We start from the raw sequence: 17,067 nt of genomic DNA on the forward strand, positions 1-17,067 counted from the left end.
GGCTGGCGGTATATTTGTGTTCTTGCAGTGGTTAAATGGAATAGAAGTAGTAAAGCTGCGATTTCATACGGATGATAATTCCGCGAATTGCATCCAAAAACGCCATAAATCCAATCGGCTTTTCACCGCTCACCCACGCCAAGCCGACTGAACCAACGGGTATATCGTAGTCTTGACCTTCTTCAATCTTCAGGCGCACAAAGTGGTGTTTGTTTTGCAAATTCTTTCCAGTGGTCGTGCGCACGGATTGGTCCATACCTAATAAGTTACTTTGTGCTTCGCCAGTGGCTTCAACAATACCTTCGACTTGAGCTGAGAAAATCTTACCTGGGTAGACTGAAGAGGCAAATTCAGCTGGCTGACCCGGTTTGACATTGCGGATAGCCTGATGATTAACCCGCATTAATACGTACTTCTCATTGGTGTACATTTGGAGGCGAGGCATCATAGAGACGCGCTGACCTTCTCGCAGAATAAAGTTAGTCACGAATCCATCCGCCGGAGCATAGACTTTGGTACTGTCTAAGTCCCACTGAGCTTTCGCCAGTTGTTCGCTCGCGGTTTTCCAATCCGCTTGGCGGCTCTGAACCGTAAGTTCTGACTTGGTAATCGCCAGCTTTGCTTTATCTGCCGCGACTTTTTTACTGCTCAACTCAGACTCAATCGTAGCGATGTTATGTCGAGCTTTTTCAACGGTGGTTTGCTGCTTGTCGATATCACTGGCAGTAATGGTATTTTTTACCACACGGTTCTGCTCTTCATAGCGTTTAAGCATTTTCTGTTGCAACTCGTAGTCTGCTTTGGCTGAAGCTAAGCGACTTTGAGTAGTCTTCACGTCCTGCAACATCGAGGTGTACGTTGCTTTTGCAATGGCAATGTCTTCAATCGAAACTTGGTGAGCCACTTGTGCTGCTTCTTCGGCCACTTTGGCCTGATTGAACGCAATCTGGTACTGGGTAGGATCAATCTCGTAAATAAGTTGTCCTTTGTGTACTTGTTGATTAGGTTCAATGTAGATTTTGTTTACTTTGCCCGTAACATTGGTTGAATCAGGGCGCAGTTGAATATGAGGAGATTGAACAACAGAACCGCCGGATAGATCCATTGGTGTGAAGTTGATTAAGCCAACCCAAACAAACATTAGCCATGATACACCACCTAGATAGGCGAATGTCTTCGTTGCCTTGTTCCAAGGCATACCGATCAAACGCAATAGATAGATAAACAGTGACCATACTGCTAAGCCTTCTAACATTACGCTTCCTCCTGATCGTTGTTGACTTTTGGTGCGTGGCGCCAAGTATCACGCAGGTTGATGATGGCTTTTTCCACATCAACGAATGCAAGAATGACAGCGAGAACCCAAACCCAGTGCCAGATAAAACCAATCCAAGTGAGTGCAGTTATTAATCCTATTTGATGATGATCTTTACTGTGGGCTTTATTGATTGGTAGTTCGTGGAATTTCCAAAATCCAAATAGTGCGGCAGAGATAGTGCCTACAAGCACAACAGTAGCGACGACGTGTAAGATGGTATCGGCGCTGGTTCCAACGAACGGGACACTTAGTAAACTCATTCAAGGCTCCAATGTAATAGCGGAGCTTGATTGTGATCTAGATTTGAAAGTTGGTAGACATTGTGACACATTGAGTCAAATGTCACTCCAAAATGAATGGATCTGTCAGTGAAGAAAGTTAGATTTATCCGTGCGATCGGGATTACCAACATCCATCAGGAGGCACGTAGACGCTACAAAATTGAATCTGGTGAGCTGGGTATCCCTGAAGATGTCTTCAATAATCCGATGACTTTGGTCCCCATCTCCGTGGTCAATGAATGGTACACGAGACTTGAGCGTCTGACTGGCAATCCTGATGTGATTTTGGATCTTGCGCGGGATCATGAAGTTTCTCGTGCTGGCGCGATCAGTCATTGGTTGCTGTCAGGTTCCGACTTCGCCTCAACCATTCGTCGTCTTAACTATGGGTTGAGCAGTCTGCAAAATGGCGCTTTTCTTTCTGCGTCCATCAGCGGCTCCATCATCAAATGGTCATACCGAAATCCGCATGTTGAGCCGAGTTGTAAAGCTCACGACAGCATTCGAATGGCGATGATTCTGGTCAAAGTAATGCGTATGTATCTTGGCGATGACTTTGCACCCTTACGAGTCAGGTTGTCGGGCATACGCAAAGACCACAGTAAGTATGTCGCCTATTTTGGCTGTGATGTCGATTGGAGCCACTCATGTACGGAAATATGGTTTCATTCTGATTTACGTTTGGTATCCAAGCAGCAAAGCCAGATACAGAAAGGGCGTTTAGCGATGAACTTCGCTGACCTCGATGAGCTATTGAACATGCCCGATCCTGAAGATGAAGTCAAAGTCATCTATGAGGTCATCAATTATAGCCGTTACTACGGGTTGCCGACTCTAGAGCATGTTAGCTCCTTATTAGGTATGTCGACCCAACAACTTCAAAGAACGTTGAGAAAACTGGGCATGAACTTTTCAACGGTATGTGGTTATGTGCTCAGCAATATCGCTGTCTCTATGCTGGCTAAAGGGGTGGACACGGATACCGTGGCGAGACGATTAGGGTATCAAAATACTGCGAGCTTTAATCGAATGTTTAAGAAAAATCGTGGGATGACGCCCAGCCAATACATACAGCATTTTGCTTTGGATGGGCATAGAGTGAATTAAGTCTCCTCGTGCCAACGAGAACCATAGGCCTGACTGTAATCAGGGATGTGCTGATGCTTGGAATCACTGGCGGCCGTCAGGGGACCCACAACGGTTCGATAGGGCAAGTAGCCTGCAAAAGCGGTTAGTGAGAGATCGCCTTGATCGTCGTTTACCTCGCCACAGCTGATCTTCACTGACGCTTCTGTCAAAGGAATAGCGAGCAGCATGGTGGCGTTTAACTCTTTAGTGCTACTTAAACGGACATCTTGTGTACGTTGTGGCGCGATTTGCTCAATAAAGTGATTGAGCAATCTGTCTTTGTCACTCCGATCTTCAATCGGAGTAAACTGACCCAATACAACCGCGCTTCGATAGTGAGCGCTGTGGTGAAATGCACTTCTAGCCAGCACCCAACCGTCAAACAGAGTGAAGGTCAAACATGTCTGAGCACCGCTTTTTAAATTGCGCAATAAGCGGCTATTGTGAGCGCCATGGATGTAGACATAGTCGTCAACACGCCAAGCGAGCATTGGGATCACGTAGGGTTGATCCTGAGCGGTAATCGCAATATGTGCGACCAGTGATTCATCGATGATGTCGTACAAAGCTTGCCTTTCGCTAACGGCTTTATGCGCCCCTTTTTTGATTTCAGTTCGGCTGGTGGTCGATAACATGACTCTCTCCTCGATAACGGTTTGATTTATCGTTAATGTAGCTTTAGATTGGATCTTAATTTAGAGCCAGTTTTAGATAATGGATGGATCCACTTTATGGCGTTGATTGATATTGGCGACTTGCAACTTGATGACCAAACGACCACCAAACAAACCGCGTTGTTTGAGGCGATTCGCAACAAGATAGCCACGCAGTTATGGGGGAAAGGTTTAAAGCTTCCCTCGACGAGAAAACTGGCACAAGAGCTCCATCTGAGTCGAAACACCGTGATCCACGCCTATGAACAGCTTCACGCAGAAGGCTATTTAGAAAGTCGGATCGGGTCAGGATACTTCGTCGCACTTGAACTGCCCGATCAGTTTGTTGCTACCTCTGTAGCGCGGGTTGAAGCTCACTGTGTGACCACCCCTTCGATTAATAATCAAGCGTTTGCTCCCGGAGTTCCTGATTTGGCGCAATTCCCTCAGCAGAAATGGCAACGGTTACTCATGCGTCACTTAGGTCGAGCCTCGTTATTAGGGGGGCAAGAGGTGCAAGGAGATGCGACATTGCGTCAGGCGCTATCGAGCTATCTGGCATCAAGTCGCTCCGTGGTGTGTCAGCCCAGTCGGATCATTATTACATCTGGTGCTCAGCAGGCTTTGGCAATTGCCGCGTTGTTAACTAAGCAGCAGGACTCTGGTGTGTTGATGGAACAGCCTGGTTATACACAAATGGCCAAAGTGCTCAAATTGTTCAACTTAGCGTTGCTCGAAGTGACAGTGACAGAAAAAAATGGCCTTGATTTAGAGAGGGTTGAGCAAAGCGAAGCACGGGTGATTTATGTGACACCGAGTAATCAATATCCAATGGGGACAACGCTCGATATCAATCAACGGCTGAGGTTGATTGAGTGGGCGCAGCAGAGGCAGGGGTGGATCATTGAAGATGATTACGACAGTGAGTTCCAGTTCGCCCATCGTCCTTACCCAAGTTTACAGGGATTGGCGGCAAAAACCGGTTATGACGATCATGTGATTTATGTTGGCTCCTTGAGCAAAGTGATGTTTAACGGCTTGAGGCTCGGCTATCTTGTGGTTCCGGAGTCGCAGGTTAAGAAGGCGTTGATGATTAAAGATGCGCTAACCGGGGACTCGCCCACTCATGCCCAAGCGGCGCTCGCAGACTTTATCTCAGAAGGCGATCTTATCCGCCATATTCGTAAGATGCGCCGTTTGTACAAGCTAAAGCATCAACGAATGCTCGAAATGATCACCCGCTATTTTGCTGACAAGGTTGAAGTCATCAGCCAAGCGGCAGGTTTACACATTACCCTTAAATGGCGAGGTTATGTTGATGAACAGCAGTGGACGGACTTAGCGAAACAACGTGGAATCGTGATTCGTCCTTTGAGCTACTATGAACATACTAATCAAACTCAACGAGACTGGTCGGGGGCAGTGCTTGGTTTTGGCAATGTTGCGTTAAACGAGATAGAAATGCACATTCAAACGCTTGCCGAGTTGTTTGAATCGTGCTGATATGAAGAAAAGTAAACATCATATAAGGGAAGAACATGTGCCGCTGGTTAGCGTATCAAGGAGAGCCAATCTATTTAGATGAGTTGGTTTATCAGCCTGAACACTCATTGGTCCATCAAAGCTTAGAAGCGAGAAAAGCAGTGACTCGTGTCAACGCTGATGGTTTTGGACTGGGTTGGTACACCGAGCGAAAAACGCCGGGCCAGTTCCATGAAGTTTTACCCGCGTGGGGAGATGAGAATCTTCGATCTTTGGCTCACCATATCCGTTCACATCGCTTTATGGCGCATGTACGCTCGTCGACCGGAACGCAAGTTTCGCGCTCTAATTGCCATCCATTCATCTATGAGAACTGGATGTTTCTTCATAATGGTCAGATAGGTGGTTTTGATCAGGTTAAATACCCATTGCAGCAACTACTCAGTGAGCCACTATTTTTGAAACGTATGGGGACAACTGACAGCGAGTTGATTTTCCTTTTAATGTTGCAAAACGGGTTGGTCGACAACCCGATTGAAGCGATAAGAAAAACGTTGGAAACGATCCGTATCGAGATGGAAAAGAAACAGGTTGGTGATCCGCTAAAAGCGTCGATCTGTATTTCCGACGGTCAACACTTCTGGGTAGTGCGTTATAGTTCTAACCAAGATGCGCCGACCGTGTTTATCAAACAAGATGGCGCAAACATCGTATTAGCGTCTGAGCCTTTAGAGCAAAGCAGTGAGTGGAAATCGGTTACACCACAAAGCATTCTCCAAATCCACTCTGACGTTGTCGAAAGTTTTCTTATCTAACGTTGCTCTGTCTTAGCGTTCGCCATCTTTTCCAAGGTAGGTTTAGTATGGCGAACACAGAGACGGCGTAAAGCATTGACCAACCTAGACAGACAAATACTGCGCTACACAGTACTAGCGAGAGACCTGCAAGCTTACGGCTAAAACCCGTCAGTAGTTTATAGGCTGACAGCATCGCGAGTAGATAGATAAGCACAAAAATTCCGTTAGCGAGCTTAAGGAAAAACTCCAAGTCTAAGCCAGACATTTCACCGAACAGACATGACACCAAAACCACTGCACCGACGGCTAGGGTGGCGTTGGCGGGTACACCTCGAATAGATAAACGAGCTATTGCGCTTTGAGGCGTGTACTCTCTTGCTTGTGCCCACAACATACGTGACAGACTCTGAGTGTATAGGTTGACACTGGCAAAACAGGCAGCAAAACCAATCACACTGATGAGTGTTTTGAATTCAACCCCAAACAACTGCTCTGATATCCAAGGGATAGAGGTGCTGTCAAACGAAGGGTTACCGAAAGCGCCCATTTTGAGAATGATGATTGAACAGATCCAATATGTAGCTCCCGCGACAAAACAGCCAATGATGATAGCGATTGGAAAGTCGCGCTGTGGATTCTTAAACTCTTCTCCCATATGGGCGAAGGCTTCAATGCCAACAAAGCACCAGAACATCACGCCAAGAGCCAATCCAATCGGCAGTAAGCCCTCTGTTGTTAGAGGAGGCAAGGTGAGGTCTTGGACAGTAAAGCCGCCTTTCCACCAAAATGCTGTAATCAAAGAAAAAATAGCAATGGCAATGACGGTCTGTAGGCGGCCTGATGATTTCGCACCTGCCAGATTGACGCCAACCAAGAGTGCAACGGTGACTATTTGCGCTGTTAACGAGGACCCGAGGCCGTCAGGTAGCAGTTGTTGCAGGAAACCCGCGGCTAAAGCGATCGCGGCAGGCACCCCAACCGGTATGACACTTAAAAACAGCCAAGCGACACTTTTTTCAAGTTTGGTATTGAATGCTTTGCGAACAAAATAGGCGGTGCCGCCAGCGTTGGGAAAGTGCTTACCCAATTGAGCAAAGGTTAAAGCGATAGGGCAGATGGCAATAAACAGTACCAGCCATGCCCATAACGACAGTTGACCAGCGATGCCTGCAGCGATGGCTGGCACCATAAATAATCCCGTGCCTAGCAAGGTCGTTGATAGCTGTCCGATCCCTGACAGCAATGTAATCTCTTGTTTTAATTGACTCATGTACTTCCTTGCATCCCTGCCTATTTTTTCACATAGATTAGCCGAAGCGGCTTATCTATGCATTAGTCATTTCGTCGCAGTTTGCCGTCATATTGTCGGTTTGCTAACAAAGAGCTGTCAATTTGTCTGCTTTCATCTGGCGACTTTTTATGTCACATTGCACTCAACCGACAGGATAAGTTGGAGCACATGGGAAGTAACTCAATGGACAAGTTTGATCAACAGATTCTCAATATCTTAAAACTCAATGCCCGAGCGAGCGTGAGCGATATTGCACGCCAGGTAAATCTTTCGCGCTCAGCAGTGACCGCACGCATTCAAAAACTAGAGTCCGAGAAGGTCATTCTTGGTTATCACGCAGAAGTGGCAAAAAAGGAGAGCACCGAACTCATTAAAGCCTATCTAGCGTTGAAGTTTGATATGTCGAGTTCGACTCAATATTGCGAGACCTACGCAGATCAAATCTATCAAATCGATGGGGTCAAATGGTGCCATGCGATTAGTGGCGAAACCGATATGATGCTTTATGTTGAAGTGGAAACGATGACTCAATTGAATGCGATTCGAGATCAGTTGCAAAAAATCCCAGAGCTCCGCCATTTGATGACCCACACCGTGTTAACCGAATTTTTTAATACCTTACACCATGCTAAGTAACTTAAATCTCAATCTGTTGCGTTCGCTGCATGTTTTACTTGAAGAGTGCCACGTCAGCAGAGCGGCACAGCGACTGCATATTACGCAATCTGCGGTGAGCAGACAGCTCTCGCAACTGCGTGATGTATGCGGTGATCCGTTACTGGTTCGTGATGGTAACCAGCTTGTGCCGACACCAAGAGCCCTTGAAATGCAGGACAAGCTCCGCAGCTTGCTTGGAGAGTTCGATGCGCTTCTGGCTGATAAGCCCTTTGATCCTAGGGTATGGCAGCAAGAGTTTGTCTTGTCTTCGAGTGATTATGTTGCACAGTATATTTTGCCGGACGTGGTGTCTTTGACTACGGCTCAGGCGCCTAAGGTCAATATTGCTTACCGCTTATGGCAGCCTGAGTATTTGGCACAGTTTGACCAGACTGGGATTCACTTAGCGTCAACGATGTTGTCACATAAGCCCGAACATTTAAGCAGTATCAAAATTGGTCATGATAAATCGATGTGTGTGATGCGCAAAGAGCATCCGCTTGCTCGTCTAGAAAGCATCACATGCCAAGAGCTGGTCGCCTATCCTCACCTCAAAGTGACAGGCGGGGGTGACAAGGATAGTCATGCTGACTTGGCTCTGGCTAAGCTAGGTTATCAACGTCGGATCGCTTTGAAAGTGCCATTTTTCTCTGCTGCCGCGAATGCGCTGAAAAGTAGCGATTACCTGATGATAGTGCCTGAACACATTGCTTATCATCTCGCTAGGGAGTCAGATTTGACCTATCGTCCTCTGCCTTTTGACACCAGTGAGCATCTTTACTGGTTAATGTGGCATCCGAAATACGATCAGGATAAGGCTCACCAGTGGATGCGCAGCAATGTCCTTGATGCAATGCAGACATCTCCTTACTCAATCGGTATGATTTGAAATCATTATGGCCATGACAACATTTGATTTCAGATCATTATCAGGATGATTTAATTTGGATAGCCAGTTAGCAATGTCGAGATCCACTCGACTCCAACAAGGATAATATCAATGACGTTCACGATTTGGCTTTCACTTTTCACCATTTGTATTCTCGGTGCTATGTCTCCGGGGCCGAGTTTAGCGATGGTTGCCAAACATAGCCTCGCTGGTGGTAGAGTCAACGGCTTAGCGACAGCGTGGGCACATGCCTTTGGCATTGGCATCTATGCCTTTATCACCCTTATTGGTTTAGCCGTCGTGCTACAGCAATCTCCCTTGCTATTTAAAACAATCAGTTACGCTGGCGCTGCCTACTTAGCCTATTTGGGTTACAACGCACTGCGTTCGAAAGGGGGAGTAGCCGCTCGACTTGAGTCCGGAGAACAAACTAGCGTGTGGCAATCGGCAAAAGAAGGTTTATTGATCTCTCTGTTAAGCCCTAAAATTGCCCTGTTTTTTATTGCATTGTTTAGCCAGTTTGTTGCGGTAGGGGATACGTTTACCGCCAAAAGCCTGATTGTCATGACGCCGCTGATTGTTGATGGCTTATGGTATACCCTAATTACCTTTTTACTCTCCAGTCCCAAGCTGATTGATAAGATTCGTTCCAAAGCGATGTTGATCGACCGTTTGTCTGGTGCAGTGTTAATTTTACTTGCGTTGCGCGTTGTCATGACAGTTTAGGGCAGACGATTGCGTTTCACTAAGGAGATCTTGTAATGATTAAGCTAGCGGTCATAGGAACAAACTGGATCACGGATCAGTTTATCGAAGCAGCTTTGATGACCGATGAATATCAGCTGGCAGCGGTTTATTCTCGTTCGATGGAGCAGGCAAGCAGTTTTGCACAAAAATATGGCTCGCCAAAACTGTTCGATGATCTAGAGCAGCTTGGCGCTTCTTCGCTAGTCGATGTGGTCTATATCGCCAGTCCCAACTCATTGCATGGCCCACAGGCTATTCAGATGATGCAAGCAGGAAAACATGTCATTGTTGAAAAGCCAATGGCATCCAATTACGCGTTAGCTAAGAAGATGTTTGAGGTAGCAGAGCAAAATAATGTGCTGCTATTTGAAGCGTTTATGTCGGCTCATTTGCCTAACTTTAAAAAGCTAAAGCAGTTGTTACCGTCGATTGGTCAGATACGTAAAGGAATGATTAGCTACTGTCAGTACTCATCCCGTTATCCCAAGTATCTTGCTGGTGAAAATCCTAACACCTTTAATCCTCAGTTTGCGAATGGCTCAATCATGGACATTGGTTTTTACTGTCTGAGCTCGGCAGTAGAGTTGTTTGGGGAACCGACGATGGTTAAGGCACAAGCGCAACTGCTTGATTCAGGTGTTGATGGCAGTGGGAGTGTCATTCTTAATTATGAGGGCTTTGAAGTCGTACTCCAGCATTCAAAGACCAGTGACTCTTACTTGCCTAGTGAGATTCAGGGGGAAGAAGGGGTGTTGCAGATGGAAATGATTTCCACTGCTAGCAAGCTAACGAGAATCCTACGCAGTGATAAGTGTCGGGTTGATGAAAGCGTCGATCAGGTCAGTAACCCAATGTATTACGAAGCACTTGAATTTGCAGACCAATTTAAGCAACAATCAGCCAATAAACAATGCACTCAACGTTCACTCGTTGTCGCTAAGTTACTTGAAGAAATTCGTCGTCAAACAGGGGTCGTGTTCCCCACTGATGATTCGGTTTCCAAGCAACAATAGACAAGACACATGTGAGCTGAAGTAAAGTGGCTAGAAGACTTTAAGTTTCTGGCTCAATCGTAGTAAAAGCATTTAATTTAATAGTAATGAATCTTTTCATATCAACAATAATATTATTCTCTTATTGTTGATATGAAAAACCACCTCTAATGATAAAAATGTAAAAAATACATCATTGATTTTTGATATTTATTCAAATCTTAATAACGTTAGTTAGTGTTATAAATGCCATTAAGTTCAAATAAATTCTTACTGCTGATTTTAATACAAATAGAATCAGAATTTTCTTATTGTTTTGGTCGACAGGTATATGTATAGGTTAATAACCATATATAACTAGGGGTTGTGTTATATCAAGATTAGGGAAAATTACCGTTATAATATGGTGATTTTTAGATTTTGATATATACATCAGGATCAAAATAATGTTATGTACCTGTGATTTTTGCACTAAAATTAGAAAAGGAAATTTAGCTGAATTGAATGCTGAAGAGTTCAAAATGCTACAAGAACGAAAAGCGCAAAACACCGCTATGGCAATGGAAAAGGAGGATAGACTTAACCAACAAGGCTATTCGGAAAATCACTCTGAAGCCAATAATGATACGACTTCTTGTGGATTTTTTGATCTTGGCTTCATGCAAGCTCATACATCAATGCCTAAGGTTCAATTTTTTGAAGAGTATGTATTTTCATCAAATACAAAAGCAAAGGATATTAATAATATTTACTCTTTAAACGCTCATCTCAATGATCCTATTCGAAAAGGTGAAATCATAATCATCGCAGAAGGAGAGGCAACGAATGATTCTGAACAAAAACAATTACAATGCTTAACTGAACAATGTGTTGCTGCCAGCAAAGCGCTTGCTGAACTCAGCGAAGTCGAAAATAACCTACTACATCAACACCTTTTCCTATTTGATGAACTGATTAGCGAATATCTACTAGAAGCAAAACTGCAAGGCTGGCCAACAGACAAGTTTGCGCAAGCCAGTGTTGGAGTTGGTTCTTTAGCAACTGGTTCAAAAACACATTTAGAAGGAATCCATGCCACACTGCAGCAGATTGAAAAGCTCTATGTGGAGAAAGTGGCAAAACCTGCCAGCAAAGGGCAACAGATTAACTACCCGAAGTTTCATTCAGAGAGATCAGTACTGTTTTCTAAGTTAGACAACCATGTTAGCAAGCTAACGATGAAGTCGTTAAATATCCCAATTCAAACTAAGTTAAAAAACACTTTAAAGCTCTCAACCAAATCCGTAATTCATAACGCCGATGAGATTGTTAAAGGAAAGTCGATCCCTGATTTCGGCAAAAGGATTGCAAACATTTCAGGTGCTTTAAAAGGCACTGAGAAAATTGGTTATGTGGGTATTGCTTTAGGCGCAATGAGTGCTGGGAGTAACATCTATGATGCTTGTAAGACAAACGGTACCAGTGAATGCGGGAAGAAAACGATAGCAGAAGTAACAGGGCTCTTTGCTGGGATTCTTGCTGGTGGTGTTGCAGGAAAGGTAGGAGTCACTGTTGGCGGGGTGGCATTGGTAATGATTGGAGTTACATCAGCTCCTGTTATAGCAATTGGTGTTGCTACCAGTGCAGCTATTGGAGGTGCGTTAGGTGGAGCATATGCTAGTGGCTTTGGTAAAATGTTAGCAGAAAAACTTTATGAGACAGCAGGTGAGTTATTTTAACTATGTTTAATTTGATAATTTCTGCATGGGTGATAGTCATGGTAATCATGATTATAGGTATTACAATGGTAATCTACGGTAACAATAATTACATGTCGTTCTTAGACTCATTGTTTTCAAGCAAAAAAAATGAGTCAATGATTTGGTATGACAAGGGAACAAGATTTTTATGTTACTCACTTAAGTACCCATTTTTTGTATTCAAACTTAAAAATTCTGGTGTTCTTATCCACTTGTTTATGGCTGCAAATTCATTATTCTGCTGGGTTTTTATAATTTTCTTTATTTATATGCATGTGTCGTAAATGTAAGTGATTAGTGTGCAAATTAAGTAACATTGAAGTCATGGCTCTCTTAGGTGGCATTGATGGTGGAATGGTTTAAGGTGTCAAAAATAGTAGATTAATCTGTTTATGAAATACTTGAAGATTATATCGATCGACTCTTAAATTTATGGATGTGGAATTTGTTTTAAATTTGGTATTTATAATATTGTGCATTTTTTGGGGTTTATGTGCATAATAATACAAGGTCTCGCAGTTGTTTTTATAATAGAAACAATAATATAAGTGTGAGAGTGCATATTTTAATGTTTCTAAATTCTTATACTATCTGGTTTGGGATTACTGCTTCAATCTGGGTATTTTGTTCAAATAGTCAAGACATGGGACGTATTATCAGCATTGTTCTAGGTGTTATGAGCGCGGGGTGTAACATCTATGATGCTTGTAAGACAATCGTTCTGATAGGATGAACTCTAAAAATCGCTTTGATGGAAACACTACAAAGCTCTTTGACCCAGCATGTCGGACAATGGATAGCAGATCTAAGAAACGATGTTGTTGAACTACTTAAACAATTTAGCGACACTTTCCCAATATCAAAGTGGTCAGATACAGTGGTAAACTACGCGTCATCTAAAAGGTCATAGAAAGAAGTCGCTCGATGAGCGGCATTGTTTCATAAAGTAGGATATGTGAATTATGCAAGCTGAAGTAAAGTGGGTAGAAGAGTTTAAATTTCTGGGTCAATCTCAGTCTGGTCACTCAATCGTTATGGACGGTAACGGCGGAGCTACGGCACCAAGTCCGATGGAAATGGTGTTGATGGCAGCGGGCGGTTGCAGTTCCGTTGACGTGGTTGATGGTCTTAAAGAAGCGGGTCAGGCTGTGACAGCATGTACAGCAAAACTGACCACAGAACGTCGTGAAACCGCGCCGCGTATTTTTACTCAGGTCAATATCCACTTTGAGGTATCAGGTGACAAGCTATCGCCTGACGTCGTGGCGAAAGTGGCAGCGGATTCGCTAGAGAAGTATTGTTCAGTGTGCTTAATGCTCGGTAAAGGTGTCGAGATGACGCACAGCTGGGAAATCGTTTAACTCCCTTTCATTGATAGAACCGAGCGTTCAGCTCGGTTTTTTTTTGAGCAAATTGGATGAACAATAATAATCATAAATTCACCATTGCCGGTATGATCGCTATTCTTCTGTGGAGCAGCGTTATGGGCTTGGCAAGGGCCGTCACTGAAATGCTCGGACCGGTTGGCGGAGCGGCATCAATTTATACAGTGGCGTCACTGTTTTTGGTGCTGGTGATGGGGGTACCTAAACTGCGACAGTACTCTTTGCGCTACGTTTTGATTGGCGGTGGCTTGTTTGTTGCGTATGAAATTTGTCTTGCGCTAGCTCTGGCAATGGCAAACTCGCGACAACAAGCGATTGAGATGCTCGTGATCAACTACCTCTGGCCTGCGCTAACCGTGTTGCTTGCGGTGTTGAGTAGTGGCAAGAAAACCAACCTATTGGTTTATCCGAGTATTGCGTTGGCTTTCTTTGGTGTTGCTTGGAGCATCACTGGCGATCAGGGCTTGTCTCTCGCGCAGATAGCCGCGAATGTGGCGACCAATCCCACTACTTATGCCATGGCCTTTATTGGTGCCTTTCTTTGGGCTATCTACTGCAACCTGACTAAACGAATCTCCAATGGCCAGAATGCGATAACGCTATTTTTTATCATGACGGCTGTTTCGTTGTGGATTAAGTACGCCTTCAGTGATGAAACTGGCATGACCCTGACTCTTGAATCCGGTGGGCTTCTATTGGTGTCGGGTATCGCAATGGGTAGTGGATACGCGCTTTGGAACTACGCGATTATAGGCGGCAACATGGTACTGCTAGCGACTATGTCCTACTTTACTCCCGTGCTATCGACGGTGATCTCTTCGCTTATTTTGGGATTGGTGTTGACTCAAAGTTTTATTCAAGGAGTGGTAATGGTGACTATCGGTTCTTTGATGTGCTGGTGGGTGACCCGCGAAAAATTACCGTCAGCTACCAAGTAATGTCTATTGGCGTTCCCACTTTAACTAATTGAAGTAATTGATCCATTTCCTGATTACTGATCGCGATGCATCCATCCGTCCAGTCAAAGCTTTGCACAAAGTTGACTGGGCGAGTCTCACCATTTTTGAGTCCGTGGATTTTTATGTTGCCACCTGGGTTTAAGTTACGCTTTTCTGCGTAGGCCAAATCTTGTTGGTTAGGGTAACTGATATGAATAGAGCGATAAAAATCTGAGTTCTCAAGAACAAAATCTAAAAAGTAACGGCCTTCAGGTGTGCGTTGGTCACCTTCATAGACTTTATGACCTTTTGGTCTCTTACCAAGCGCAATTCGAAACTCTTTGATCACCTCGTTGTTTTCAATCAAATACATTCGACGCTTTGATTTATCTACTTTAATGAGATCTACGCTCGCCCAAGTAGGTAAGCAAAATACTAAACCAACGACAAACAACCACTTAGCCAAAACGACATTCCCTTGCTAACTATACTTTTATCAGTCTAATCGATCTTTTTACTAATAAGGAGTGATTTCATCACTTGGTATTAAGCTGAAAGTTCATCATCAGCAGAGTTAAAGTGAACAGGGCAGCCACAATTAGGCTGCCCTGATTTTTATTACGCGGCTTACAGAGAGGCGAGCTCAGAGGTTTTATTGCTGCGGCTCATTTTCGATTTACGAACCTTTTTAAGCAAACTAATCAGTTCAGTTGCTTGCCATGACTGTTCGGATTGCGAGTAACTGCTCTGGTTCATCGCCGCACGTTGCTGTTCAATTTGTTGGCGAATCTCTGCGTTTATTTGAGAGTGTTCTTCTAGCCAGCAATTGAGCAGGAAGTTAGCCTGTAATCTGTCGTCAGCCGCCAAGGCAGCCTTGAGTTTATCTTCTGTCGGACTGTCAACAGATTCGGTCTCATCAGGTATGCCTGCGTGGCGTGCTCTGTTCCACAACACTAAGGTAGCCAGCCAGAGTAGGGCAAATAGCGCCGTCAAATAGGGCCAAATTCCAGCTTGATAAATGGTGATGGTTTGTGATTGTGGCGACGACACTGCCGGTGCTGAGATGGGCTCGTTGTTGACTTGGTACGCAGGATTCACGACAAGCTGCAAACCTTCTAAACTGGCTTTCGCCTTACGATGATTGCTGCTATCCCACCAATTCAATTCAATCTGACTCAGATCGATTTGCCCTTGTTGCTGAGCAATAAGGACTTGTTTTAACGTCATGCGCGTTTTTCCATCCCCGAGATCGCTAAACTGAGGTTTCTCCTGATAGACGCGTACTGAATCTGGGTAATTTACTTTGAGTTCGGGAAACTGCTCACTAGATAAACCTTCTATGTCTAGGTAAACCTCTCGGGTGAGCGACTCTCCGACCGAGGTCGTAAATGGCTGAGAAGGGTCGATGTTCTGACCATTGGAATCACGCCATTGTTGGGATAAGGTCAGCGCTGCCGCTGGTAGCCATTGTCCCTGATACTCACTCGGAATGGGCTGTACTATGATTTGAAACTCTTCGGCTGGCGTGTTTGCTGATACTAGTTTGGTTGTGCCAGTTCGATTGTCGCCATAGACGACACTGCCAGTAAAGCCGATCCCCGACACCGTGAATTGCCCAGATTGTTGTGCGGTCACTCGATAGTTTTGATCGACAACCGTTACTTCAACACCATCAACGACAGCTTGATACTGATTGGGTTCTCCCATCGGCTCTAGATCAACGCCTTGGGATCTTGGCGCAATGATATTGGGATTTTGTAGTCGTCTTGGGTCGGCCTTGACAATTAATCGGGTGGTCAACTGAGTGCTTTCTTTTGGGTAAAGTGTTGTTTTACTGAGGTTACTGTGCAGTTCAACTAAATCACTGACTTGAGGTTGATCATTGTCAACGGATACCTGAATCGTGATTGGCTGAGATGTGGCTCCGTCAACGGTAAAGCTAGGGATGGTCGCAATACCAAGGCGTTGTGCCGCAAGCGATATGTTCCATTCACTGCTGTTGGAACGTTTTCCGTTGATGAAGTTCATGGAGCTGCCAAAGCTGGGTCTGCCGACATAAAAGTCTTTCTCAAGTCCAGACAAGTCCAACGCATCAGATGAGACTTTTGAGTCAACCACCACACGTAACTGAAACACTTGGTTTTTCACTACTTTGTTGGTACTTACTGTGGCAGTAATGTTGGTTGCTAGTGCTAGCGGGCTCATTAGTGTTAGCACGGCGACCAGTATGCCGACAATAGGTCGTTTGATGATTCTCTTCATTACCATTTCTTACCTGTATCTTGAGGCGGTTTCTTTTGCTGAGCTTGGAGCAAGATTTGAGCTCGGAGAAGTCGGCTTGGGTCACGCGCACTTTCTACCTGCTGAAGCTTCCTTAGCTCAGGCTCAATCGCCTGTTGATTGTCTTGGGTTGTTGCCTCACCGATTTGCTCTTGGGGCAAATCCTCCGGCGTCGTCTGATCGTTTGCTTTTTGATTTTGTTGCGCTTTCTGCTCTGAACTTTGCTGAGTCGAATCAGATGGGCTTTGCTGATCGTTTTGCTGACTGGACTGCTGCTGTTCGCTTGACGACTGAGAAGCACTTTGTTGAGAGTCTGATGATGGTTGTTCGCCTTTATTCTCTTGCTGATTTTGTGAAGATGAGGCGGATTGAGAGCCATTTTGTTGTTGACTCTCTTGCTGAGATGACTCACCTTGCTGTTGCTGTTGCTGTTGCTGTTGCTGTTGCTGTTGCTGTTGCTGTTGCTGTTGCTGTTGCTGTTGCTGTTGCT

At 44.7% G+C, this 17,067-nt stretch carries 16 protein-coding genes and 1 pseudogene; 10 read left to right on the forward strand and 7 right to left on the reverse strand.

Going from position 1 to position 17,067, the window contains the following annotated elements; translation table 11 throughout:
* Positions 1–31: 31 nt before the first annotated feature.
* Both ACQEXP_RS12175 and ACQEXP_RS12180 read right to left on the reverse strand, forming a co-directional pair.
* The gene (locus tag ACQEXP_RS12175; protein ID WP_426970132.1) at positions 32–1,255 is read right to left on the reverse strand and encodes an HlyD family secretion protein; all 1,224 of its coding nucleotides are present in this window, start codon (positions 1,253–1,255) and stop codon (positions 32–34) included.
* Positions 1,255–1,578: an MFS transporter gene (locus ACQEXP_RS12180; RefSeq protein WP_269375671.1), complete on the reverse strand. Its 324-nt coding sequence runs from the start codon at positions 1,576–1,578 to the stop codon at positions 1,255–1,257. Before ACQEXP_RS12180 ends, ACQEXP_RS12175 begins: the two co-directional genes overlap by 1 nt.
* A 108-nt stretch (positions 1,579–1,686) precedes the next feature.
* Between ACQEXP_RS12180 and ACQEXP_RS12185 the strand changes: the two genes are divergently transcribed.
* Positions 1,687–2,706, forward strand: coding sequence for an AraC family transcriptional regulator ligand-binding domain-containing protein (locus ACQEXP_RS12185; protein WP_426970134.1), 1,020 nt, complete (start codon positions 1,687–1,689; stop codon positions 2,704–2,706).
* Here ACQEXP_RS12185 and ACQEXP_RS12190 read toward each other — a convergent pair.
* Positions 2,703–3,362, reverse strand: a complete 660-nt coding sequence (locus ACQEXP_RS12190; protein WP_426970135.1) for a pyridoxamine 5'-phosphate oxidase family protein — start codon at positions 3,360–3,362, stop codon at positions 2,703–2,705. The genes ACQEXP_RS12185 and ACQEXP_RS12190 overlap by 4 nt on opposite strands.
* Before the next feature lie 96 nt (positions 3,363–3,458).
* Here ACQEXP_RS12190 and ACQEXP_RS12195 point away from each other — a divergent pair, with 96 nt between their 5' ends.
* The gene (locus ACQEXP_RS12195; RefSeq protein ID WP_426970137.1) at positions 3,459–4,883 is read left to right on the forward strand and encodes a PLP-dependent aminotransferase family protein; all 1,425 of its coding nucleotides are present in this window, start codon (positions 3,459–3,461) and stop codon (positions 4,881–4,883) included.
* A gap of 35 nt (positions 4,884–4,918) precedes the next feature.
* Positions 4,919–5,677, forward strand: a complete 759-nt coding sequence (locus ACQEXP_RS12200; RefSeq protein ID WP_426970139.1) for a class II glutamine amidotransferase — start codon at positions 4,919–4,921, stop codon at positions 5,675–5,677.
* Here the strand turns inward: ACQEXP_RS12200 and yjeH are convergent.
* A complete protein-coding gene (gene yjeH / locus ACQEXP_RS12205; protein WP_331428034.1) occupies positions 5,670–6,929 on the reverse strand; it encodes an L-methionine/branched-chain amino acid transporter in 1,260 nt (419 codons plus the stop codon). The genes ACQEXP_RS12200 and yjeH overlap by 8 nt on opposite strands.
* Before the next feature lie 204 nt (positions 6,930–7,133).
* Here yjeH and ACQEXP_RS12210 point away from each other — a divergent pair, with 204 nt between their 5' ends.
* The 7 genes from ACQEXP_RS12210 to yddG all read left to right on the forward strand — a co-directional run bounded on the left by ACQEXP_RS12210 (position 7,134) and on the right by yddG (position 14,297).
* Positions 7,134–7,586 (forward strand): Lrp/AsnC family transcriptional regulator, encoded by a 453-nt coding sequence (locus ACQEXP_RS12210; protein ID WP_331428036.1) that lies wholly within the window; start codon positions 7,134–7,136, stop codon positions 7,584–7,586.
* Positions 7,576–8,496, forward strand: a complete 921-nt coding sequence (locus tag ACQEXP_RS12215; protein WP_426970141.1) for a LysR family transcriptional regulator — start codon at positions 7,576–7,578, stop codon at positions 8,494–8,496. The genes ACQEXP_RS12210 and ACQEXP_RS12215 overlap by 11 nt, the downstream gene beginning before the upstream one ends.
* A gap of 111 nt (positions 8,497–8,607) precedes the next feature.
* Positions 8,608–9,222, forward strand: a complete 615-nt coding sequence (locus ACQEXP_RS12220; protein ID WP_426970143.1) for a LysE family translocator — start codon at positions 8,608–8,610, stop codon at positions 9,220–9,222.
* A 35-nt stretch (positions 9,223–9,257) separates the two neighbouring features.
* A complete protein-coding gene (locus tag ACQEXP_RS12225; RefSeq protein ID WP_426970145.1) occupies positions 9,258–10,256 on the forward strand; it encodes a Gfo/Idh/MocA family protein in 999 nt (332 codons plus the stop codon).
* Between the two features lie 425 nt (positions 10,257–10,681).
* Entirely contained in the window at positions 10,682–11,953 is a 1,272-nt protein-coding gene (locus ACQEXP_RS12230; RefSeq protein ID WP_426970147.1) for a hypothetical protein, read from the forward strand.
* A 983-nt stretch (positions 11,954–12,936) separates the two neighbouring features.
* A complete protein-coding gene (locus ACQEXP_RS12235; RefSeq protein WP_426970149.1) occupies positions 12,937–13,335 on the forward strand; it encodes an OsmC family protein in 399 nt (132 codons plus the stop codon).
* 56 nt (positions 13,336–13,391) lie between these two features.
* The gene (yddG, locus tag ACQEXP_RS12240) at positions 13,392–14,297 is read left to right on the forward strand and encodes an aromatic amino acid DMT transporter YddG (RefSeq protein WP_426970151.1); all 906 of its coding nucleotides are present in this window, start codon (positions 13,392–13,394) and stop codon (positions 14,295–14,297) included.
* On the opposite strand, the gene ACQEXP_RS12245 is transcribed toward yddG, so the two are convergent.
* The 3 genes and pseudogenes from ACQEXP_RS12245 to ACQEXP_RS12255 all read right to left on the reverse strand — a co-directional run.
* Entirely contained in the window at positions 14,287–14,763 is a 477-nt protein-coding gene (locus ACQEXP_RS12245) for a L,D-transpeptidase family protein (protein WP_269375660.1), read from the reverse strand. The genes yddG and ACQEXP_RS12245 overlap by 11 nt on opposite strands.
* Positions 14,764–14,924: 161 nt before the next feature.
* On the reverse strand, positions 14,925–16,559 hold the full coding sequence (locus ACQEXP_RS12250) for a BatD family protein (RefSeq protein WP_426970153.1): 1,635 nt from the start codon (positions 16,557–16,559) through the stop codon (positions 14,925–14,927).
* Positions 16,559–17,067, reverse strand: a pseudogene (locus ACQEXP_RS12255) (hypothetical protein); the annotation flags it as partial. The gene ACQEXP_RS12250 and the pseudogene ACQEXP_RS12255, both read right to left, overlap by 1 nt.

This window comes from Vibrio sp. TRT 1302 (assembly GCF_050113875.1).
Classification (GTDB): Bacteria; Pseudomonadota; Gammaproteobacteria; order Enterobacterales; family Vibrionaceae; genus Vibrio.